The organism is Microvirga sesbaniae (assembly GCF_025460805.1).
Taxonomy (GTDB): Bacteria; Pseudomonadota; Alphaproteobacteria; order Rhizobiales; family Beijerinckiaceae; genus Microvirga; species Microvirga sesbaniae.
Window position 1 is genome coordinate 77,215 of the sequence record NZ_JAMXFJ010000012.1, and the last position, 21,451, is coordinate 98,665.

Sequence of the window (21,451 nt, forward strand, 5' to 3'; positions counted from 1 at the left end):
CGGCTCAGTCGCTCTTGGGAGCCTGGTCGCCCGGCAGCACGAAGACCTGGCCGGGATAGATCAGGTCCGGATTGCGGATCTGCTCCTGGTTCGCCCCGTAGATCACCGTGTAGCGCAGGCCCTTGCCGTAGATCCGCTGGCTGATCCGCCAGAGGTTGTCGCCGCGCGACACGATGGCCGTGTTGATGTTGGGGATCACCACCGACCCGACGCTGGCCATCTGGCCGGCCGGCAGGGCGGAGGCCACCTCCCGGGACGACGGGACCGGCGCGCCCGCCGCCGGGGACGACCCGGAGGCCGGCGGCTGCGCCGACGCGACCTGGGCCGGCACGTTGAAGCCCACCTCGGCGCGGGAGCGGACCTGTCCCGAGACCGGGTCCACGTCGTCGAGGCGGATCCGGTAGTCGCCGGGCCTCACGCCGCTCCCGATGGAGAACGACACCTTGCCGTCGCCGCCCGCCCCGCCCGGCGCGATGAGGCTCTCGTTGAGATAGAGCCGCACGGTCGCCCCGGGGGCGGACTGGCCGGACACGAAGAGCCTCCCCTCCTCGGCCTCCACGGTCACGATCTTGATCTCCGGCCGTGGGGCCGGCTGGGCCGGCTGGACCGGCGGCGGAGACACCGTCGGGGCGAGGCCCGCCTGCGGCGGCGCGCCCGGCTGGGCGTCGGCCGTCCGGGTGTCGGTTGCTTTGGCGTCCGCCGACTTGGTGTCCGCCGACTTGACGTCCGCCGTCCTGGTGTCGGGTTTCGGCTCCCCGGCCCCCTTGGCCGGCGGCTCGGGGTTCGACAGCACGACGGTGGGCTGGTCGGGAGCCGTCAGGGTCACGAGGGGCCGGGTCCTGGCGTCGGCAATGACCACCGTGACGCTCTGGGCCGAGCGCTGGCGGGTTCCGTCCGGGGCGATGGATTGCAGCGCCACCTGATGGGAGCCGGGCGGCAGGGGCGGCGGCACGATGGCGAACAGGCCCGAGGCATCGGCCGCCGCGCGGGCATGGACCTGATCGCCGCGCAGAAGCTCGATCGTCGCCCCGGGGGCGGCGCGGCCGGCGATCACGCTCTCCCCGTCCGGCTCGACCCGCACCAGGTCGAAGGACGGCACGATGGGCGCGTCCTTGGGCGCGTCCTTGGGCTTGGCCGCGGCGCCCTCGCCGGGAGCGGCCGGGTTGGCGGCCGCCTGCGGGCCCGGTCCGGCTTCGGCGGGAGCCTGGGCCGTCTGGGCCGGGACGGCGCTCCGGGACGCCTCGGGCGCGCCGGACCAGGACCCGTACAGCACCCCGAGAAGAACTGCGACAACGGCTGCGGCAGCGGCGCCGAGCAACGCGATTGTACCTTTGATGTCCCTCGGATCCGCCATGGTGTTTCTCGAACGCGGCACTTTCGTGCATTTAAACCGTTTATCTTTCAAAAGGCTACGGCCATAAAGGACAATTAATGCTCTCCGACTCAGCGCGGGAGGCTCCCCGCCTCCCCGAAATGCCCATGTCATCCAACAGACCGATCACATCCATCTGCGTTTATTGCGGCTCAGGCTTCGGGGACGACCCCGTTTTCGCCGAGAATGCGGCGTTATTGGGCCGCCTCATGGCCGAACAGGGCATCAGGCTGGTCTATGGCGGCGGCAATGTGGGCCTCATGGGCACGGTCGCCCAATCGGTTCTCGATCACGGCGGATATGTCACAGGGATCATCCCGGATTTCCTGAAATCCCGCGAGAAGCTCCTCGACGACGTGCAGGAAACCATCGTCGTGCCCGACATGCATACCCGCAAGCGCCTCATGTTCGAGAAGGCCGACGCCTTCGTGGCCCTGCCCGGCGGCATCGGGACCCTGGAGGAGCTGGTCGAGCAGATGACCTGGTCGCAGCTCGGCCGGCACACCAAGCCGATCCTGATGCTGAGCACCAAGGGCTTCTGGAAGCCGCTCCTCACCCTGATCGCCCACATGCGCGAACAGGGTTTCATCCGCCCCGGGCTCGAGCTCAACTACCTGGTGGCCGAGCGAGTCGAAGAGGTCATCCCGATGATCGAGGACGCGGCCCGCCGGATCGGGATCGTGCGCAACGAAGCGGCGATCGAGAGCCGGTTCTAGGGCATCGTGCGGACGACAGCGGGCCGCACCGCCCGTCCTGCTCCCCTCTCACGTCATCACCGGGCTCGTCCCACCCGCCACGTCATCACCGGGCTTGTCCCGGTGATCCCGCTACGGTGAAGCGCCGCGCTTCAAACAATCGGGATGGCCGGCACAAGGCCGGCCATGACGTGGGAAAGGTCGTGCATCCCGATATTCCATCCTCCACGTCATCACCGGGCTCGTCCCGGTGATCCCGATACGGTGAAGCGCCGCACCTCACCGGGTCGGGATGGCCGGGACAGGCCCGGCCATGACGGGGGAGCGGGCGGGACGGCTTGTGCATCCCGGAGAAATGCGCCAGTCTTCTCTCATGACACTTTATTACGTCTACATTCTCGCGAGCCGCCCCGGTGGCGCGCTCTATGTGGGCGTCACGAACGATCTGGCCCGGCGCGTCTTCGAGCACAGGAGCGGTCGCGGGAGCGGTCATTCCCGACGCTACCGGATCGACAGGCTCGTCTACTACGAGAGCTATCCCAGCATCGTCGACGCCATCCAGCGCGAGACCTCGATCAAGCGCTGGCCGCGCGCCTGGAAGACGAACCTCATCCTCGGGATGAACCCCACCTGGCGCGATCTCTGTGAGGAGCTGAACGCCTGATGCCGCCTCGCCCCGTCATGGCCGGCCTTGTGCCGGCCATCCCAATGCGGTGAAGCGCGGCGCCTCTCGTATCGAGATCACCGGGACGAGCCCGGTGATGACGTGGAGACCGTGGTCAGGGCCGGTGCGAACACCCTCCACGGGTCATGGCATCCTCCGCCCTTCCGGCCACCCTCCGCCCCTCCTGCCACCCTCCCCACGTCATGGCCGGCCTTGTGCCGGCCATCCCGATGCGGAAGGGCGCGGCGCTTCACCGGATCGGGATCACCGGCACAAGGCCGGTGATGACGTGGTGCGTGTGTGGGCCGGCGACCACGAAGGGGGGACCGTCCGGCCCAGGGAGGCGCGGACCTAAAGCGACGCGCCGCTCTTCAGCAGCTTGAAGACCATGGAATCCGTGAGCGCCTGGAACGAGGCGTCGATGATGTTGGCCGACACGCCGATGGTGGTCCAGCGCTCGCCGGAGCCGTCCGTGAACTCGATCAGCACCCGGGTGACCGCGTCCGAGCCGCCCTGGTAGATGCGGACCTTGTAGTCCACCAGCTCCAGGTCCTGGATCAGGTTCTGGTACTTGCCCAGGTCCTTGCGCAGGGCCACGTCCAGCGCGTTCACCGGGCCGTTGCCTTCGGCCGCGGAGATCAGCACGTCGTCGCCGACCCGCACCTTCACGATGGCCTCCGAGGCGGTGACGAGCTCGCCGACCGCGTTGAAGCGGCGCTCCACGTTGACCGAGAAGCGCTCCACGTCGAAGAAGGCCGGCACCTCGCCGAGCATCCGCTTGACCAGCACGTAGAACGACGCGTCCGCGCCCTCGAACGCGAAGCCCTGCGCCTCCTTGCGCTTCACCTCGTCGAGGACGCGCGCGATGCGCGGATCGCCCTTCTCGAGTTCGAAGCCGCAGCGCTTCAATTCGGCCAGGATGTTGGACTGGCCGCCCTGGTCCGAGACCAGGAGCCGGCGCGCGTTGCCGACGGCCTCCGGCTCCACGTGCTCGTAGGTGCGGGGATCCTTCAGCACCGCCGAGGCATGGATGCCGGCCTTGGTGGCGAAGGCGCTCGCGCCCACGAAGGGCGCGTGGCGGTTCGGCTGCCGGTTGAGGATCTCGTCCACCTGCCGGGACACATGGGTGAGCTGGCCCAGGGCGTCGTCCGTCACGCCGAGATCGAAGCGGGCCGCGTAGCCGTCCTTGAGCTTGAGGGCGCCGATCAGCGTGACGAGATTGGCGTTGCCGCAGCGCTCGCCGAGGCCGTTGAGCGTGCCCTGGATCTGGCGCGCGCCTGCCTCCACGGCGGCGAGCGAATTGGCCACCGCGCAGCCGCAATCGTCATGGGCATGGATGCCCACATGGCGGCCCGGCACGACCTGCGCGACCGCCGCGACGATCGCCGCCACCTCGTGCGGCAGCGTTCCGCCGTTGGTGTCGCAGAGCACGACCCAGCGCGCCCCGGCCTCGTAGGCCGTCCTCGCGCAGGCGAGCGCATAATCGGGGTTGGCCTTATAGCCGTCGAAGAAATGCTCGCAATCGACCAGCACCTCGCGGCCCCGCGCCCGGGCCGCCTCGACGCTCTCGTGGATGCCCGCCAGGTTCTCCTCCGGGGTCGTCTCGAGCGCCACGCGCACATGGTAGTCCCAGGACTTGGCCACGAAGCAGATCGCATCCGCGTCCGCCTCGAGCAGCGCCGCGACGCCGGGATCGTTCGACGCGGAGCGCCCGGCGCGCTTGGTCATGCCGAAGGCGGTGAACCGGGCGCTTGTCGTGCGCTTCTCGGCGAAGAACGCGGTGTCGAGCGGGTTCGCGCCCGGATAGCCGCCTTCCACGTAGTCGATGCCGAGCCGGTCGAGGAGCGCGGCGATCGCCTTCTTGTCCTCGAGGGAGAAATCCACGCCCGTGGTCTGCGCGCCGTCGCGCAGGGTGGTGTCGAAGAGGGTGATGCGCTCGCGGCTCATGACGACAAGGTCCTGTCTTCCCGGGGCGTCAGACGCTTTTCCATGGTGGTGGTGCCGAGCCATTCGTCGCCGAGCGGCATGGTGTTGCGCCGCTGCGGCTGGAAGCCGTGCTTCTGGAAGAAGGGCAGCGCATTGTCGCTCACCTCCGCCACGAGACGCGCGGCGCCGCGCGCGCCGGCGAGCTTCTCGACCGCGTCGTAGAGCAGGGTGCCGATCCCCTGGCCGGACGCGGCCGGGTGCACGTAGAACAGATCGATCAGCTCGTTGTCCTTGAGCGCGATGAACCCCACCGGAGAGCCCTCGACGGTGGCGATCAGGGTCAGGCCCTTCGTGAGCCTCGCGACGAAGGCATCGTCCTCGGCGCGGGCGATCCAGGCCTCCTGCTGGCTCTCGCTGTAATCCTCGCCGGTCAGCTCGGCGATGCTCTCCTCGTAGATGTCGACGAGGAGCGGCAGATCCGCCGGCAGGAAGGGGCGCAGCCCCGGCTTCGGCATGGCCTGTCCCATCAGCGTCCCTCTCCCTTCGCCGCGCGCATGTTGTCACGGCCGTCATCACCCATGTCATCACCCATGCGATCACCCATGTCATCACCCATGTCATGGCCGGGCCTGTCCCGGCCATCCCGATCGGAGGAACGCCACGCCCTTCGGATCGGGATCACCGGCACGAGGCCGGTGATGACGGTGGAGGCGCCCGAGACGTTCACCGCGCCACCTCCCAGGTGGTCGTGCCGTCCCGGTTGTCCTTCACGACCACGTTCAGGGCCGCGAGCTCGTCGCGGATGCGGTCGGACTCGGCCCAGTTCCTGGCCGCGCGGGCTTCCTTGCGGGCGGCGATCAGCGCCTCGACCTGGCTGGGCTCGACCCCGAGGGATGCCTGCCGGCGCGCCGTCCAGGCCTCGGACCCGTCGCGCAGGAAGCCGAGCGCCCGCAGGTTCGCGCCGAGCTCCGCATGCGCCCCCTGCCCGTCCAGGGCGTGAAGCTCCGCCAGCATCCTGGGCGTGTTGAGGTCGTCGGACAGCGCCTCGACCACGTGGTCCGACAGGAAGGCCGCCTCCCCCCGGCCCGCCAGCGCGTACCAGCGGTCGAGGGTCTTGTCGCTTTCCTCCAGGCCCGTCACGGTCCAGTCGATGGGCTGGCGGTAATGGGTGCGCAGCATGTTGAAGCGCAGCACCTCGCCGGGCCAGTCCCGCAGCAGCTCGTTGATGGTGAGGAAGTTGCCGAGCGACTTCGACATCTTCTCCCCCTCGACCTGCAGGAAGCCGTTGTGCATCCACACATTGGCCATGCGCGGCGTGTCGAAGGCGCAGCAGGACTGGGCGATCTCGTTCTCGTGGTGCGGGAAGACCAGGTCGATGCCGCCGCCGTGGATGTCGAAGATCTCGCGGGCGGTCGGGTCGGCGCACGCGAGGCGCGTCTCGAAGGCCTGGACGAGATGCTTCCAGGACATGGCCGAGCACTCGATGTGCCAGCCGGGACGGCCCGGCGTCGCGATGCCGGCCGGCGACGGCCAGGCCGGATCCCTCGGGCCCGACGGCTTCCAGAGCACGAAATCCATCGGGTCGCGCTTGTAGGGCGCCACGTCGACCCGGGCCCCGGAGAGCAGCTCGTCGAGGGAGCGCTTCGAGAAGGCCCCGTAGCGCGGGACGTTCGGCAGGGACCCCATGGCGGCCACGGAGAAGAGCACGTGCTCCTCGGCCACGTAGGCGGCCCCGCGGGCGATCAGCCGCTCGATGATCATGCGCATCTCGGCGATGTGCTCGGTCGCCCGCGGCTCGACGAAGCGCGGCGCCGCGCCGGCCTCGTTCACATCCTCCGGCATGAGCACGCCGAGCGCCCGGATATCGGCGTGGAACTGCGCCTCGGTCCTGGCCGTGACGGCCCGGATCGCCTCGTTGTGGGGCAGGTCCGGGTAATCCCGGGCCGCCCGGGCGTTAATCTTGTCGTCCACATCGGTGATATTCCGCACATACGTCACGGCTTCCCTGCCGTAAACATGTCTCAGCAGACGGAAGAGAAGGTCGAAGACGATGATCGGGCGGGCGTTGCCGATGTGGGCGTAGTCGTAGACGGTGGGTCCGCAGACGTAGAGGCGCACGTTCCGGGGATCGATCGGGACGAACGCGTCCTTCGACCGGGTCAGCGTGTTGTAGAGCCTCAAGCGTGCCGCCATGAAACCAAATCCCTGTCAGGCCGCAGGCCGGAGGGTGGTTTCGATCTTGGAATGAGAACGAGACGGCTCCAGCCAGCGAAATGCGCTAGCCGCAAATAATCCCGGAAATGAGGACCGTTGCCGTGTTCATGAAGCCATCAATGCCGATTCAGCCCGGGGACGTCAAGGTTTCCCATTTGGTAAGCATGTTTTATTTGCACGGCCGCATGAAACGCGTTCCGGCCAAGCGCGTTAGAGCTTTGTTCACGCACACTCGTGACATAATGGCACGAGTTCAACCAATGAGGTCTTCGATGCGCCGCGCATTCACCATGCTCGGAATGGGTACTGTCGTGTTTCTTGCAGCCGCGTCCCTGACGCTGCTCCCCAACGGCTCCCAGGCCTCTTCGACCGAAGCCACCTTCATGGTTCCCGCCGCCGACGGCTACGGCGTCGCGGAATGCCTGATCACAAACCAGGCTTGTGGCCAAGTTGTGGCCGATTCCTGGTGCGAGGCCCATGGCTACCTGAAGGCGGTGTCCTACCGGCAGATCACCCCGGACGAGGTGACGGGCAACATCCAGAAAGCCTCCCTGGGCCCCAAGGAGCCGCCGGTCTCCGTGACCTGCACGAACTGACGGCCGGCGCCAGCCGGGTGCCGTCACGGGCCCTTGCCCCCCCTCACCCGCTCACACCCCCCTCCACGTCATCACCGGCCCATACCACCCCTCCACGTCATCACCGGGCTCGTCCCGGTGATCTCGATACGGTGGAGCGCGGCGCCCCAAACAATCGGGATGGCCGGCACAAGGCCGGCCATGACGTGGGGAGGGCCGCCCGGACGATGCGCCGCTTCAGGACGGGCCCGTCGGCGCCAGCCTGGCCCGGGCGGCGGTCAGGACGGCGCGGGTCAGATCCGCCAGAAGAGGGCCGACGATCCGGCTCTGCTGCCAGTAGAGCGGAACGTCGAGCGGCCGGGACGGCTCCAGGGCCGCCAGCCGGCCGGCCCGCAGATGGCCCTCGACCAGGGGCTCCGGGTTCATGCCCCAGCCCAGCCCGGCCAAGGCCCCGTCCACGAAAGCCTGCGACGACGGCAGCCCATGGAGGGGCGGCTGCACCGGCTCGCCGAGCGCCCGCTCCAGCCAGAGCGCCTGCAGCCGGTCCTTCTGGTTGAAGACGAGGCACGGCGCCCGGGCCGCGGCCTCCGCCGTCACCCCGGCGGGAAACCACCGGGCCACGAACCCGGGACTGGCCGTGGCCACGTAGCGCAGGGCCCCGAGGGGATGGCAGTCGCAGCCCTGGATCGGCCGGCCGTGGGAGGTCACGGCCGCCACGACCTCGCCGCGCCGCAGCCAGTCGGCGCTGTGATCCTGATCGTCCAGAACCAGATCGAACAGGACGCCCTCCGTTTCGGCCATGGCCGGGATGAACCAGGTGGCGAGGCTGTCCGCGTTCACCGCGATGCGCAGGGTGACGGGACGGTCCTCCGGGTGCAGGCCGGGAAGGTTTCGGCGGAGCGAGCTTTCGAGCAGGGCGACCTGCTCCACATGCCGGCACAGGCGCTGCCCGACCTCGGTGGCCAGGCAGGGCTGCCCGCGCACCACCAGGACCGCCCCGATCCGCTCCTCCAGGAGCTTGACCCGCTGGGAGACCGCCGACGGCGTGACGTTGAGCTGCTGCGCCGCCCGCTCGAAGCTGCCGCTGCGCACGACCGCCGCGAGGGCGGAGAGAAGGGCATAATCCAGCATGGGATTAGAGTTTCTGAATCAGCGTGAGAGGGTTTAATTTCTCTAATTCGCCCGGCCGGCCTAGGAAAGGCCGAATCCCAGTCGGACCCTCCTCATGACCGCTCCCCTGCTCGCCGGCTTCCTGCTCGGCCTCAGCCTGATCCTGCCCATCGGGGCTCAGAACGCGTTCGTGCTGCGCGTGGGCCTTCGCGGCGAGCATGTCCTGGCCGTGTGCCTCGCCTGCGCGGTCTCGGACGCGGCGCTGATCCTGGCCGGGGTCTCGGGCTTCGCGCAGCTCAGCGCGCAATGGCCCTGGGTCGGGACGGTTCTGCTCTATGGCGGCGTCGCGTTTCTCGTGGCCTACGGCGCCCGCAGCGTCCGGGCGGCTTTCGGATCGGCCGCCTTGCGGCCGTCGCAAACCGCCCCGGAGAGCCTTCGCCGGGTGGTGCTCACCTGCCTGGCCCTCACCTGGCTCAACCCGCACGTCTATCTCGACACTTTGGTGCTGATCGGCTCGATCTCGACCCAGTTCGACCCGGGCAAGGGCTGGTTCGCCGCGGGCGCCATGACGGCCTCCTTCGCGTTCTTCTTCGCGCTGGGCTTCGGCGCGCGCCTGCTGAAGCCGCTCTTCGCCCGGCCGGTCACCTGGCGCATCCTGGACATCGCCATCGGCATCGTCATGTGGGCGACGGCCGCCCGGCTCCTCCTCGGCACAGGGGCGTCATGAGGACAGGGCCGTGCCACCCTCCCCGTCATCACCGGCCCACACACACCACGTCATCACCGGGCTTGTCCCGGTGATCCCGATACGGTGGAGCGCGGCGCCCCAAACGATCGGGATGGCCGGGACAGGCCCGGCCATGACGTGTGGAGGGTTGGGGTGAGGCCGCCGGATGGCCGGGACAAGCCCTCCTATTTCACCCATTCGCCGCATCGGGGCGGCATCGCGGTGCCCCAGGGCATCAGGGGGACGGTCGAGGTGGAGTTCTTGGGCGAGCCCTCGATGGGCCGGTCGGAATAGACCATGTAGACCAGGGTGTTGCGCTTGGCGTCGCAGCCGCGGACGATCTGCATCTTCTTGAAGATCAGGGACCGGCGCTCGCTGAACACCACGTCGCCCTGGCCGACCTTCTGCTTGAACGTCACCGGCCCCACCTGCCGGCAGGAGAGCGAGATGTCGGAGACCTCCTCGGCCACCCCGAACGTGCCCGACAGGCCGCCGCGCTCCGGGGTCGTGTAGTGGCAGGCCACCCCCTCGACCACCGGGTCGTCGATCCCGTAGACGGCCAGCTTGTCGTCCGGCGTCAGCGCGCGCCAGACCGTGGACTTCTTGAAGATCAGGTCGGGCTCCTGGGCGGCGGCGCCGGTCACGGCGGCCGGGGCGAAGGCCAGGGCCAGGGTGGCGGCCAGGACAGTTCGAGCAAGCATCGGTTCATTCACCTTCCACGGTCACGCTCCCATGTGGGGATGGTTCCGGGCTTTGACGAGAGCCCCCGGAGCATCGGACGTGAAACAGGGACCCAGGCCCGGGTCCGATGCTCCGCTCCCGGCCGATCCACCCCCCGCCACGTCATCACCTCACCCTCCACGTCATCACCGGGCTTGTCCCGGCCATGACGTGGGGAGGGTGGCAGGGAGGGCGGAGTGTGCCATGACGTGGGGAGGGGGATCGTGCGAAAAACCGGGACCACTTTTTCGCACGATGCGCTGGACAGCTTCCCCCGAAGCAGGCAAGGCGTTAATCACAATAGGGTCAAATTCCAGCGGCACATGAGAAGCCTCCCCAGGCCTCGACGCCGCAACGGACCGGTTCTGCGAACATCTCAATGGCAAAGACATCCTTTCTCCGCTCCCTCATCGCCGTCGCGGCTTTCCTGGCCGCCGGCCCGGCGGCCTATGCCCAGTCGGCGCAATGCCAGCGGTTCCAGGCCGAGCTGGCCTCCCTGGAGCGCAGCGGCGGGAGCGCGCCGACCGGCCAGATGCAGGCGCAGCGGGCGGAGATCAACCGCCTCGTCGTCTATTACCGCAACATCGGCTGCGAGCGCGGGCCCCTCGGCTTCCTGGCCGGCCCGGCCCCGGCCGAATGCGGCTCCATCGCCGGGCAGATCCGCCAGCTCGAGGCCGGCTATGCCCGCCTGGCGTCCCAGGCCGTCGACCAGAGCCAGATCGAGGCGCGCCGCCGGCAGCTCCAGGTGGCCGTCCAGCAGACCTGCGCCACCGACCAGCCCCGCGGCTTCTTCGAGTCCCTGTTCGGCGCCCCGCGCCAGCAGCAGCCGCAGCAGGAGATCATGCCCGAGGGCCAGCCGATCATCGCCGATGACGGCCCCCCGTCCATGGGCGGCGGGCGCCTGATCTGCGTGAAGACATGCGACGGGTCGTTCTTCCCGCTCACCACGCCGCCGGGCGGCGGCCAGAGCGCCAACGAGATGTGCCAGGCCCTCTGCCCCGGCACGGAGACCCTGGCCTATGCCTATCCGGGCGGCGATCAGGGCCTCAGCCGCGCCGCCTCCCTGTCCACGAACCAGCCCTATGCGTCGCTGGCGAACGCCTTCAAGTTCCGCAAGAGCTTCGACGAGAGCTGCGCCTGCAAGAAGCACGACGAGAGCTGGGCCGTGGTCCTGCGCAAGGCCGAGAGCATGCTCCAGCAGCGCAAGGGCGACCTGATCGTGACCGCCGAGAAGGCCGAGGAGCTCTCCCGGCCGAAGACGCAGGCCGCCCGCAAGGCCGCCGACAGGAAGGCCGACGAGGAGACCAAGGAGGCGGCCGAGATCGCCGCCGCCGCCCCGACGGCCAGCAAGGAATCGGCCGGCATCGGGCCGCAATCGATCGAGACCGGCGTCGTGGTCGGCCAGGGCGAGGGCTCGAAGCAGGAGGTCGAGGCGGGCAACGGCCAGAAGAAGACCGTCCGGGTGATCGCCCCCAACGTCGTCCCGGTGCCGCACGCGCAGAACTGACGGGCTGAAGGCCGCGGTCGTTCCCGGCCGGGGTGGAAAAACTCCCACGTCATGGCGCCCTCCGCCCTTCCTGCCACCCTCCCCACGTCATGGCCGGCCTTGTGCCGGCCATCCCGGTAAGGTGAAGCGCGGCGTTCCAGACGATCGAGATCACCGGGACAAGCCCGGTGATGACGTGGAGAGGTGAAACGGGCCGGTGATGACGTGGAGAGGTGGCATGGGCCGGTGATGACGTGGCGAAGGTGACGACGGGAGAGGGAGACGCCGCCTCCCCATTCGGGCAGGAATGGCGTCCATTCCGCCCTGCCCGGGCCCATGCTATCAACCCGGCATGAAACCGCTCGATTCCCTCGCGATGCCCCGCCCGGCGGGCGCGTCCGATCCCATCATTGCCGTCGCGGGCCTCGGCAAGACCTACGCGTCCGGGTTCCAGGCCCTGAAGACGGTCGACCTGGAGATCCGCCGGGGCGAGATCTTCGCCCTGCTCGGCCCCAACGGCGCCGGCAAGACCACGCTCATCAGCATCGTGTGCGGCATCGTCAATCCGAGCACGGGCCGGGTCACGGCGGACGGGCACGACATCGTCCGCGACTACCGGGCCGCCCGGACCAAGATCGGCCTCGTGCCCCAGGAGCTCACCACCGACGCGTTCGAGAGCGTGTGGGCCACGGTGACGTTCAGCCGGGGCCTCTTCGGCAAGCCGCCCAATCCGGCCTATCTCGAGAAGATCCTGAAGGACCTCTCCCTGTGGGAGAAGCGCGACAGCAGGATCATGACCCTGTCCGGCGGCATGAAGCGCCGGGTCATGATCGCCAAGGCCCTGTCGCACGAGCCCAAGATCCTCTTCCTCGACGAGCCCACCGCCGGCGTCGACGTGGAGCTGCGCCGGGAAATGTGGGCCATGGTGCGGCGCCTGCGCGAGAACGGCGTCACGATCATCCTGACCACCCACTACATCGAGGAGGCCGAGGAGATGGCCGACCGGATCGGGGTGATCCGCAAGGGCGAGATCATCCTGGTCGAGGACAAGGCGGTTCTCATGCGCAAGCTCGGCCGGAAGCAGCTCACCCTGCACCTCCAGAGCCCCCTGGCGGCCCTGCCGCCGGAGCTGCGATCCGGGAGCCTCCAGCTCTCCGCCGACGGGACCGAACTCGTCTACACCTTCGACACCCAGACGCAGGAGACCGGCATCGCGGGGCTGCTCCGCCGCCTGAGCGAGCACGGCATCGACTTCAAGGACCTTCAGACCTCGGAAAGCTCCCTCGAGGAGATCTTCGTCAGCCTGGTCAGGGAGCGCGCATGAACCTCTATGCCATCAAGGCCATCTATCTCTTCGAGATGGCGCGCACCTGGCGCACGCTGATGCAGAGCATCGCCTCGCCGGTGCTCTCCACCTCGCTCTATTTCATCGTGTTCGGCTCCGCCATCGGGTCGCGCATGGCCGATATCGACGGGGTCAGCTACGGTGCCTTCATCGTGCCGGGCCTGATCATGCTGTCCATCCTGACGGAGAGCATCTCGAACGCCTCCTTCGGCATCTACATGCCGAAATTCTCCGGCACCATCTACGAGATCCTCTCGGCGCCGATCTCGGCCCTCGAGACGGTGATCGGCTATGTGGGGGCGGCGGCCACCAAGTCGGTGATCATCGGAACCATCATCCTGGTCACGGCGCGGCTCTTCGTGGACTTCTCCATCGCGCATCCGGTCTGGATGGTCGCCTTCCTGGTGCTGACCTCCGTCACCTTCAGCCTGTTCGGCTTCATCATCGGCATCTGGGCCGACAGCTTCCAGAAGCTCCAGGTCGTGCCCCTGATGGTCGTGACGCCCCTGGCGTTCCTCGGCGGCAGCTTCTACTCCATCACCATGCTGCCGCCCTTCTGGCAGACGATCGCCCTGTTCAACCCGGTGGTCTATCTGGTGAGCGGCTTCCGCTGGAGCTTCTTCGGCGTCGCCGACGTGGATGTGGGCATCAGCCTCGGCATGACTCTGGTCTTCATGCTGATCTGCCTGGGCGTTGTCGGGTGGATCTTCAGGACGGGCTACAGGATCAAGGCGTAGGCGCTTGCGCACGTCATCACCGGCCCATCCCACCCGCCACGTCATCACCGGGCTTGTCCCGGTGATCCCGCTTGTCTGAAACGCAGCGCCTTTCAGTATCGGGATGGCCGGCACAAGGCCGGCCATGACGTGGTGAGGGTGGCAGGAAGGGCGGAGGCCGGGGCCGGGTGAGCGCCGGGACGGGGCGGGTTCAGGCCGCCTGCCCGGAAAGCCGCGCCCTCGCCCGCTCCGGTCCGATCAGCGGCAGCAGGGCGCCGAGTTCCGGACCGTGGTCGAGCCCGGTGAGCGCCAGGCGCAGGGGCATGAACAGGGCCTTGCCCTTCACCCCCGTGGCGGCCTTCACGGCGTCCGTCCAGGCCTTCCAGGTCGTCCCGTCCCAGGGCGCCTCGGGCAGAACGGCCGTGGCCGCCTCCGCGAACGCCCGGTCCTCGATCGCCGGCGCCACCGGGCCGCGCACCACCCTGGCCCATTCGGCCGCGTCCCGGAGCTTCGTCAGGTTGCCGCGCACGGCGTTCCAGAACGCCTCGCCCTCGTCGGCCCCGAGCGCCGCCAGCCGCTCGCGGGCGGCCGCGTAGGGCATGTCGTGGATCAGGCGGGCGTTCAGGTGCTCCAGCTCGCTCTCGTCGAACTTCGCCGGGGCGCGGGAGATGTGGGAGAAATCGATCAGGCGGGCGAGGTCGTCGAGATTGGCCACGGGCCGCACCGCCTCCGCCGAGCCCACCAGCACGGCGAGCGAGGCCACCGCCTGCGGCTCGAGGCCGGCCTCGCGCAGGCCCTGGATCGACAGGTGGCCCAGGCGCTTCGACAGGCCCTCGCCGCTCGCGGTGATCAGCAGGCTGTGATGGGCGAAGGTGGGCGCGGCTGCGCCGAGCGCCTCGAAGATCTGGATCTGCACCGCCGTGTTGGTCACGTGGTCCTCGCCCCGGATCACATGGGTGATCGCGAGGTCGATGTCGTCCACCACGGAGGGCAGCGTGTAGAGATAGGTCCCATCCTCGCGCACCAGCACCGGGTCGGAGAGCGAGCTGCAATCCACGTGGCAGGGCCCGCGCACGAGATCGTCCCAGGTGACATGCGTCGGCTCGAGGCGGAAGCGCCAATGGGGCCTGCGCCCCTCCCGCTCGAGCCTGGCCCGGTCCTCGTCGGTGAGCTTGAGGGCGGCCCGGTCGTAGATCGGCGGCAGGCCGCGGGCGAGCTGGCGCTTGCGGCGGAACTCCAGCTCCTCCTGCGTCTCGTAGCAGGGATAGAGGCGGCCGGCCGCCTTCAGCCGCCCGGCGGCCGCGTCGTAGAGGTCGAACCGGTCCGACTGGCGGACGATCACGTCGGGAGGAATGCCGAGCCAGCGCAGGTCGGTCTCGATGGAATCCGCATATTCCTGCTTCGACCGCGCCACGTCCGTGTCGTCGAAGCGCAGGATGAAGGTGCCGCCCTCCCGGCGCGCGAAGAGCGCGTTGAGCAGGGCCACGCGGGTGTTGCCGATATGGATGTGCCCGGTCGGGGACGGGGCGAAGCGGACGATGGGTCTGGACATGCAGATGCTATGGCGAAGCGCGCCGGGCCGCGCAAGGGGTGACGGGCGTTTCGACCGGGTCGTCCGGTCCCGCCACCTCCCGGGTCATGGCAGGCGACAACACCCTCCCCACGTCATGGCCGGCCTTGTGCCGGCCATCCCGATCCGGTGAGGCTCGGCGTTCCCAACAATCGGGATCACCGGGACAAGCCCGGTGATGACGTGGCGGGTGGTGTGGCCCGGTGCGAACACCCTCCGCCCTTCCTGCCACCCTCCGCCCTTCCCGCCACCCTCCGCACGTCATGGCCGGCCTTGTGCCGGCCATCCCGATCGGTAGGGCGCGGCGTCTCTCGGATCGGGATCACCGGGACAAGCCCGGTGATGACGTGGAGACGGGGGCAAGGGCCGGTGAGGCCGGGCCGGATGCGGGCCCGTCAGACGTCCTGCGGGCCGACCCGCGGCTTGCCCATGGCGCGCTCCAGGGCCTCGTCCTTCCGGTGGGCGACGAGCCCCTGGTCGCGGAACCGGTTGACGATCGGATAGCGGCGGTCGCGGCCGAAGTTCTTGCGCGTCACCTTCACGCCGGGCGCCGCCTGGCGGCGCTTGTACTCGGCGAGATAGAGCAGGCGCTCCACCTTCTTGACCACCTCCAGGTCGTAGCCCTTGGCCACGATGTCGGAGACGCGAAGCTCCTCCTCCACGAGGCCGCGCAGGATCTCGTCCAGATCCTCGTAGGGCGGCAGGGAATCCTGGTCCTTCTGGTTCTCGCGCAGCTCGGCGGTCGGCGCCTTCGACAGGATGTTATCCGGGATGACGATGCCGTCGGGCCCGAGGGCGCCGTCCGGCTTCCAGCGGTTGCGCAGGGCCGAGATGCGGTAGACCTCCATCTTGTAGAGGTCCTTGATCGGGTTGAAGCCGCCGTTCATGTCGCCGTAGATGGTGGCGTAGCCCACCGACATCTCCGACTTGTTGCCCGTCGTCACCACCATGGCGCCGAACTTGTTGGAGATCGCCATGAGGATGGTCCCGCGGGCGCGGCTCTGGAGGTTCTCCTCGGTGATGTCCCGCTCCCGGCCGGCGAAGAGAGGCTGCAGGGCCGCCTCGAAGCCCTCGACCGGCTCGGCGATCGGCAGGATGTCGTAGCGGACGCCGAGCGCCTTGGCGCAATCCTCCGCGTCCTTGAGCGACTCGCCCGAGGTGTAGCGGTAGGGCAGCATCACGCAATGGACCCGGTCGGGCCCGAGCGCATCCACCGCCATGGCGGCGCAGATGGCGGAATCGATGCCGCCCGAGAGGCCCAGCACCACCCCGGGGAAGCGGTTCTTCTCCACGTAGTCGCGCAGGCCCAGGACGCAGGCGGCGTAATCGGCCTCCCGGCCCTCCTCGACCGTCTCCATGGGGGCCTCGCGGCAGGCCCAGCCGTCCTCGCCCTTCTCCCAGACGGTCAGCACGAGGGCCTCCTCGAAGGCCGGCAGCTGGCCGGCGAGGGAGCAATCCGCGTTGAGGATGAAGGAGGCGCCGTCGAAGACGAGCTCGTCCTGGCCGCCGACCTGGTTGAGATAGACGAGCGGCAGGCCGCTTTCCGTCACCCGGGCGCTGGCGATGCTGAAGCGCTCGTCCGTCTTGCCGCGATGATAGGGCGAGCCGTTCGGCACCAGGAGCAGCTCGGCCCCGGTCTCGGCCAGGCACTCGACCACGTCGCCGCTCCAGATGTCCTCGCAGATCGGGACGCCGATGCGGATGCCGCGGAAATTGACCGGGCCCGGCAGCGGCCCGGGGTCGAAATTGCGCTTCTCGTCGAACACGTCGTAGTTCGGCAGGTCCACCTTGTAGCGCACGGTGATCGCGCCGTTGTCGAGCAGCGCATAGGCGTTGTAGAGGGCGTCGCCCTCGCGCCAGGGCAGCCCGATGAGCATCCCCGGGCCGCCATCGGCGGTCTCGCGGGCCAGGCGCTCCAGGGCCGCCCGGCAGGTATCCTGGAAGGCGGGCTTCAGCACCAGGTCCTCGGCCGGATAGGCGGCGAGGAACTGCTCCGTGAACATCACGAGGTCGGCGCCGAGACGGGCCGCCCGGGCGCGGGCCTGGCGTGCCTTCTCCTCGTTGCCGGCCACGTCGCCGACAATGGGGTTGAGTTGCGCGAGGGCGATCTTGAGCGTGTTCTGAGCCATGACACCTGAGCACCGGACCCGACCGTGGAGGCCACGCTCGAGATCCACCCGACGCTCCCTTTCCTGCTGACGCATCGTTCCGGGCGGAAAGCCGGGGACCGGATTTCCGCATGATGCCTGGATCTAGAGCATCGGACCCAAAAGGGGAATCCACTTTTGGGATCGGGGCCGACGCTCCTGCGAGCACCCTCCGGCGTCATGGCACCCTCCGCCCTTCCGGCCACCCTCCCCACGTCATGGCACCCTCCGCCCTCCCTGCCACCCTCCGCACGTCATGGCCGGCCTTGTGCCGGCCATCCCGATGCGGTGAGGCGCGGCGCCCTTCCGATCGAGATCACCGGGACAAGCCCGGTGATGACGTGGAGGGTGGTGTGAGGGGGTGATGATCCCCTCCCCACGTCATGGCCGGCCTTGCGCCGGCCATCCCGATAAGGTGAAGCGCCGTGCCCTTCCGATCGGGATCACCGGGACAGGCCCGGTGATGACGTGGCGTGTGTATGGCCCGGTGCGAACACCCTCCACGTCATGGCACCCTCCGCCCTTCCGGCCACCCTCCGCACGTCATGGCCGGCCTTGTGCCGGCCATCCCGATGCGGTGAGGCGCGGCGCTCCCAACAATCGGGATCACCGGGACGAGCCCGGTGATGACGTGGAGGGTGGTGTGAGCGGGTGATGACGTGGTGTGTGTGGTCCGTTTTCAGCTCTCCTGCAAAGCTCAAGTTTCTGGTGGAACCCGCAACAGTCCAGTTCGTTATTTCCACACGAAACACTGGGAGACTGACATGTTGAAAGGCGGCCTGCTCTGGCTTATCGGCATTCCTCTGCCGATCATTCTTATTCTCTTCTTCATGGGCTGGCTGAATTGAGCCCAACGACGAGTAGAGTTGCGTATGCGTAAAGAAAAAGGGGCGCCCCAAGCGCCCCTTTTTCTTAAATGGCCCAGTCGTTCATTCCGCCGCCAGGGCGGTCGGTCGTTCCCTTGACTGGCGCTCGCGCTTGATGAGCTCCGAGGTCAGGAACGCGATCTCCAGCGCCTGCTCGGCGTTGAGGCGCGGGTCGCAATAGGTGTGGTAGCGGTCGCGCAGGTCCGCGTCGGTGAGCGCGCGGGCGCCGCCCGTGCATTCCGTGACGTTCTTGCCGGTCATCTCCAGGTGGATGCCGCCCGCATGGGTGCCTTCCGCCTGATGGATGGCGAAGAAGTCCCGCACCTCGCCCATGACGCGCTCGAACGGGCGGGTCTTGTAGCCCGAGGCCGCCTTGATGGTGTTGCCGTGCATGGGATCGCAGGACCACACCACCGTGCGGCCCTCCTTCTGCACCGCCCGGATCAGGCCCGGCAGGTGCTCGGCGACCGTGTCGGCGCCGAAGCGGCAGATCAGGGTCAGGCGGCCGGCCTCGTCCTCGGGATTGAGGGCTTCGATGAGCTTGAGCAGCCCGTCGGCCGTGAGCGACGGGCCGCATTTGAGCCCGATCGGGTTCTTGATGCCGCGCATGTATTCCACGTGGGCGTGGTCGAGCTGGCGGGTGCGGTCGCCGATCCAGAGCATGTGGCCGGAGGTGGCGTACCAGTCGCCGGTCGTGGAATCGACCCGGGTCATGGCCTCCTCGTAGCCGAGCAGCAGGGCCTCGTGGCTGGTGTAGAAATCCGTGGAGCGCATCTCGGGATGCGTTTCGGGATCGATCCCGATGGCCCGCATGAAGTTCAGGCTCTCGGTGATGCGCTCGGCGAGCTCGCTGTAGCGGGAGGATTGCGGGGAATCCTTCACGAAGCCGAGCATCCAGCGATGGGCGTTCTCGAGATTGGCGTAGCCGCCGGTGGCGAAGGCGCGGATCAGGTTCAGGGTCGCGGCCGACTGGCGGTAGGCCATGAGCTGGCGGCGCGGATCGGGCGTGCGCGCCTCCGGCGTGAAGGCGATGTCGCTGATGATGTCGCCCCGGTAGCTCGGCAGCTCGACGCCGTCGATGGTCTCCGTCGGGGCCGAGCGCGGCTTGGCGAACTGGCCGGCCGCGCGGCCGACCTTCACCACCGGCGAGCCGCCCGCATAGGTCAGCACCACGGCCATCTGGAGGAACAGGCGGAAGAAGTCGCGGATGTTGTCGGCCGAATGCTCGGCGAAGCTCTCGGCGCAGTCGCCGCCCTGGAGCAGGAAGGCCTCGCCCTTGGCGACCTTGCCCAGGGTCCGCTTCAGCTTGCGGGCCTCGCCCGCAAACACCAGCGGGGGAAAGCCGGCGAGCTGCTGCTCGACGCTCTCGAGCGCCTCAAGGTCCGGATAGGCCGGCACCTGCTGGATCGGCTTGTTTCTCCAGCTGTCGGGCGTCCACCGCTCGGTCATGACACTTACCCCCGTGTCCTTTCTCAGAGTCCTCGTCGTTCACCGCAACAAGCGGCACGAAACGGCACCTATACACGACATCTTCAAAAAGGCGAGTGCGCTGGTTCACAGACCTGCTCCAGGGGACCGGATGCCGCGGCGCTCTTCCGGCCGGGATCACCGGGACAGGGCCGGTCCTGCCACCCTCTCCCACGTCATGGCCGGCCTTGTGCCGGCCATCCCGATCGGAAGGGCGCGGCGCTTCAGTCAATCGGGATCACCGGCACAAGGCCGGTGATGACGTGGAGGGTGGTGTGACCCGGTGCCGACACCCTCCCCCTCCGACAGAGCCCTCGGGCCTCCCTACCCGACCGCCACGGGCGTCTTGACCACCACGGGCGTGCGCATGGTGACCAGTTCCTCGGCTGCCGTCGGGTGAACCGCGACGGTGCGGTCGAAATCGGCCTTGGTGGCCCCCATGGTGACGGCGATGCCGGCGAGCTGGATCATCTCGCCCGCGTCGTGCCCCATGATGTGGACGCCCACCACCTTGTCGCTGTCCCGGTCGACGATGAGCTTCATGAAGACCCGGTCCTTGCCGCCCGACAGGGTGGCCTTCATGGGCCTGAAGGCGGTCTTGTAGACGTCGATCTCGCCATAGATGGCCCGCGCGGCCGCCTCGCCGCAGCCGATGACGCCGATCTCCGGGGTCGAGAACACCGCCGTGGGAATGAGGTCGTGGTCGACCATGGTGGGCCTGGCCCCGAACACCGTGTCGGCGAAGGCGTGTCCCTCGCGGATGGCGATGGGCGTGAGGTTCGCCCGGTTGGTCACGTCCCCCACGGCGTAGATCGACGGCACGAGGGTCTGGGAATAGCCGTCCACCGGGATCGCCCCGACCTCGTCCACCGTGATGCCCGCCTTCTCCAGGCCGAGCCCGGTCGTGTTGGGCCGCCGCCCGGTGGCCACGAGAACCTGGTCGACGACCCGGACCGAGCCGTCGGACAGGGTCGCGGCGATGCCGTCGGGCGTCTTTTCCAGGCGCATGAGGGTCGTGCCGAGAGCCAGATCGATGCCGCGCTGGAGATAGGCCTCGCCGAGCGCGTCCCGGATGTCCTCGTCGAAGCCGCGCAGGAGCTTGTCGCCCCGGTGCAGGAGGGTGACCTCGCTGCCGAGCCCGGCGAAGACGCCCGCGAACTCGACCGCGATGTAGCCGCCGCCGACCACGAGGATGCGCTTCGGCTGGGTCTCCAGGTGGAAGACCTCGTTGGACGTGATGCCGAGCTCGCCGCCCGGAATGACCGGCTCCAGGGTCGGATGGGCGCCCACCGCCACCAGGATGACGCGGGCGCGGACCCGCGCGCCGGTCTTGAGCACGTGGACCGTATGGGCGTCCTCGATCACGGCGCGGCTGTCGATCACCTCGACGCCGGCCTTGTCCAGGTTCGCCCGGTAGATGCCCTCGAGCCGGTCGATCTCCCGGTCCTTGTTGCGGATCAGGGTCGCCCAGTCGAAGCGCGTCTCGCCGACGCTCCAGCCGAAGCCTTCCGCGTCGTGGAAGTCGTCGGCGAAGCGGCTGGCATAGACCATCAGCTTCTTCGGCACGCAGCCGCGGATGACGCAGGTGCCGCCGACCCGGTATTCCTCCGCCAGCATGACCCTCGCGCCATAGCCCGCCGCGATGCGGGCGGCACGAACGCCGCCGGACCCGCCTCCGATCACGAAGAGGTCGACGTCGAAAGAGGACATGCCGGAAGTGGACATGAGGCGGTCTCCGCTCGGTTCTGCAACTCGATCATTCATATAAGGACGCATCTGGCCGAAGTCCTCCGCCAGCCCTGCTTCGGAGACATGGCTGCTCACCTGAATCGCGAAGCTCTGACGCGGAAG

Annotated in this window: 18 protein-coding genes; 8 read left to right on the forward strand and 10 right to left on the reverse strand. The window is 68.6% G+C overall.

Annotated features, from left to right (window positions below; genetic code table 11):
* Positions 1–4: 4 nt before the first annotated feature.
* Positions 5–1,354 carry a LysM peptidoglycan-binding domain-containing protein gene (locus tag OCW50_RS17305; RefSeq protein ID WP_262298421.1) on the reverse strand — a complete coding sequence of 450 codons (1,350 nt, stop codon included), beginning with the start codon at positions 1,352–1,354 and terminating at the stop codon, positions 5–7.
* Positions 1,355–1,479: 125 nt separating this feature from the next.
* Here OCW50_RS17305 and OCW50_RS17310 point away from each other — a divergent pair, with 125 nt between their 5' ends.
* Together OCW50_RS17310 and OCW50_RS17315 are read left to right on the forward strand one after the other, a co-directional pair.
* Entirely contained in the window at positions 1,480–2,088 is a 609-nt protein-coding gene (locus OCW50_RS17310; protein WP_262298422.1) for an LOG family protein, read from the forward strand.
* Positions 2,089–2,422: 334 nt separating this feature from the next.
* Positions 2,423–2,731: a GIY-YIG nuclease family protein gene (locus tag OCW50_RS17315; RefSeq protein ID WP_262298423.1), complete on the forward strand. Its 309-nt coding sequence runs from the start codon at positions 2,423–2,425 to the stop codon at positions 2,729–2,731.
* Positions 2,732–3,082: 351 nt separating this feature from the next.
* On the opposite strand, the gene cimA is transcribed toward OCW50_RS17315, so the two are convergent.
* The 3 genes from cimA to cysS all read right to left on the reverse strand — a co-directional run bounded on the left by cimA (position 3,083) and on the right by cysS (position 6,850).
* Entirely contained in the window at positions 3,083–4,678 is a 1,596-nt protein-coding gene (gene cimA, locus OCW50_RS17320) for a citramalate synthase (RefSeq protein ID WP_262298424.1), read from the reverse strand.
* Positions 4,675–5,184, reverse strand: coding sequence for a GNAT family N-acetyltransferase (locus OCW50_RS17325; RefSeq protein WP_262298425.1), 510 nt, complete (start codon positions 5,182–5,184; stop codon positions 4,675–4,677). The genes cimA and OCW50_RS17325 overlap by 4 nt, the downstream gene beginning before the upstream one ends.
* Before the next feature lie 196 nt (positions 5,185–5,380).
* Complete coding sequence (cysS, locus tag OCW50_RS17330; protein WP_262298426.1) at positions 5,381–6,850, reverse strand: cysteine--tRNA ligase; 1,470 nt, start codon at positions 6,848–6,850, stop codon at positions 5,381–5,383.
* A gap of 293 nt (positions 6,851–7,143) precedes the next feature.
* Between cysS and OCW50_RS17335 the strand changes: the two genes are divergently transcribed.
* Positions 7,144–7,467: a hypothetical protein gene (locus OCW50_RS17335; protein ID WP_262271300.1), complete on the forward strand. Its 324-nt coding sequence runs from the start codon at positions 7,144–7,146 to the stop codon at positions 7,465–7,467.
* A gap of 216 nt (positions 7,468–7,683) precedes the next feature.
* Here the strand turns inward: OCW50_RS17335 and OCW50_RS17340 are convergent, their stop codons facing one another.
* Positions 7,684–8,577: a LysR family transcriptional regulator ArgP gene (locus tag OCW50_RS17340; RefSeq protein ID WP_262298427.1), complete on the reverse strand. Its 894-nt coding sequence runs from the start codon at positions 8,575–8,577 to the stop codon at positions 7,684–7,686.
* A gap of 94 nt (positions 8,578–8,671) precedes the next feature.
* Here OCW50_RS17340 and OCW50_RS17345 point away from each other — a divergent pair, with 94 nt between their 5' ends.
* Entirely contained in the window at positions 8,672–9,283 is a 612-nt protein-coding gene (locus OCW50_RS17345; RefSeq protein WP_262298428.1) for a LysE/ArgO family amino acid transporter, read from the forward strand.
* 185 nt (positions 9,284–9,468) lie between these two features.
* Here OCW50_RS17345 and OCW50_RS17350 read toward each other — a convergent pair whose 3' ends face one another.
* On the reverse strand, positions 9,469–9,984 hold the full coding sequence (locus OCW50_RS17350; RefSeq protein ID WP_262298429.1) for a CreA family protein: 516 nt from the start codon (positions 9,982–9,984) through the stop codon (positions 9,469–9,471).
* A 398-nt stretch (positions 9,985–10,382) separates the two neighbouring features.
* On the opposite strand from OCW50_RS17350, the gene OCW50_RS17355 reads away from it, so the two are divergent.
* The 3 genes from OCW50_RS17355 to OCW50_RS17365 all read left to right on the forward strand — a co-directional run bounded on the left by OCW50_RS17355 (position 10,383) and on the right by OCW50_RS17365 (position 13,571).
* Positions 10,383–11,510, forward strand: coding sequence for a DUF2865 domain-containing protein (locus OCW50_RS17355; protein ID WP_262298430.1), 1,128 nt, complete (start codon positions 10,383–10,385; stop codon positions 11,508–11,510).
* 331 nt (positions 11,511–11,841) lie between these two features.
* Complete coding sequence (locus tag OCW50_RS17360; protein WP_262298431.1) at positions 11,842–12,813, forward strand: ABC transporter ATP-binding protein; 972 nt, start codon at positions 11,842–11,844, stop codon at positions 12,811–12,813.
* Positions 12,810–13,571, forward strand: a complete 762-nt coding sequence (locus OCW50_RS17365; RefSeq protein ID WP_262298432.1) for an ABC transporter permease — start codon at positions 12,810–12,812, stop codon at positions 13,569–13,571. The genes OCW50_RS17360 and OCW50_RS17365 overlap by 4 nt, the downstream gene beginning before the upstream one ends.
* Positions 13,572–13,761: 190 nt before the next feature.
* Here OCW50_RS17365 and gltX read toward each other — a convergent pair whose 3' ends face one another.
* Together gltX and OCW50_RS17375 are read right to left on the reverse strand one after the other, a co-directional pair.
* Positions 13,762–15,102, reverse strand: a complete 1,341-nt coding sequence (gene gltX / locus OCW50_RS17370) for a glutamate--tRNA ligase (protein WP_262298433.1) — start codon at positions 15,100–15,102, stop codon at positions 13,762–13,764.
* Between the two features lie 413 nt (positions 15,103–15,515).
* Positions 15,516–17,249, reverse strand: coding sequence for an NAD+ synthase (locus OCW50_RS17375; protein WP_262298434.1), 1,734 nt, complete (start codon positions 17,247–17,249; stop codon positions 15,516–15,518).
* Positions 17,250–17,935: 686 nt separating this feature from the next.
* On the opposite strand from OCW50_RS17375, the gene OCW50_RS17380 reads away from it, so the two are divergent.
* Positions 17,936–18,115, forward strand: a complete 180-nt coding sequence (locus OCW50_RS17380; RefSeq protein WP_262298435.1) for a hypothetical protein — start codon at positions 17,936–17,938, stop codon at positions 18,113–18,115.
* 81 nt (positions 18,116–18,196) lie between these two features.
* Here OCW50_RS17380 and OCW50_RS17385 read toward each other — a convergent pair whose 3' ends face one another.
* Both OCW50_RS17385 and gor read right to left on the reverse strand, forming a co-directional pair.
* A complete protein-coding gene (locus OCW50_RS17385) occupies positions 18,197–19,582 on the reverse strand; it encodes a class II 3-deoxy-7-phosphoheptulonate synthase (RefSeq protein ID WP_262298436.1) in 1,386 nt (461 codons plus the stop codon).
* Between the two features lie 342 nt (positions 19,583–19,924).
* The gene (gene gor, locus OCW50_RS17390; protein ID WP_373371459.1) at positions 19,925–21,325 is read right to left on the reverse strand and encodes a glutathione-disulfide reductase; all 1,401 of its coding nucleotides are present in this window, start codon (positions 21,323–21,325) and stop codon (positions 19,925–19,927) included.
* Positions 21,326–21,451 lie beyond the last annotated feature (126 nt).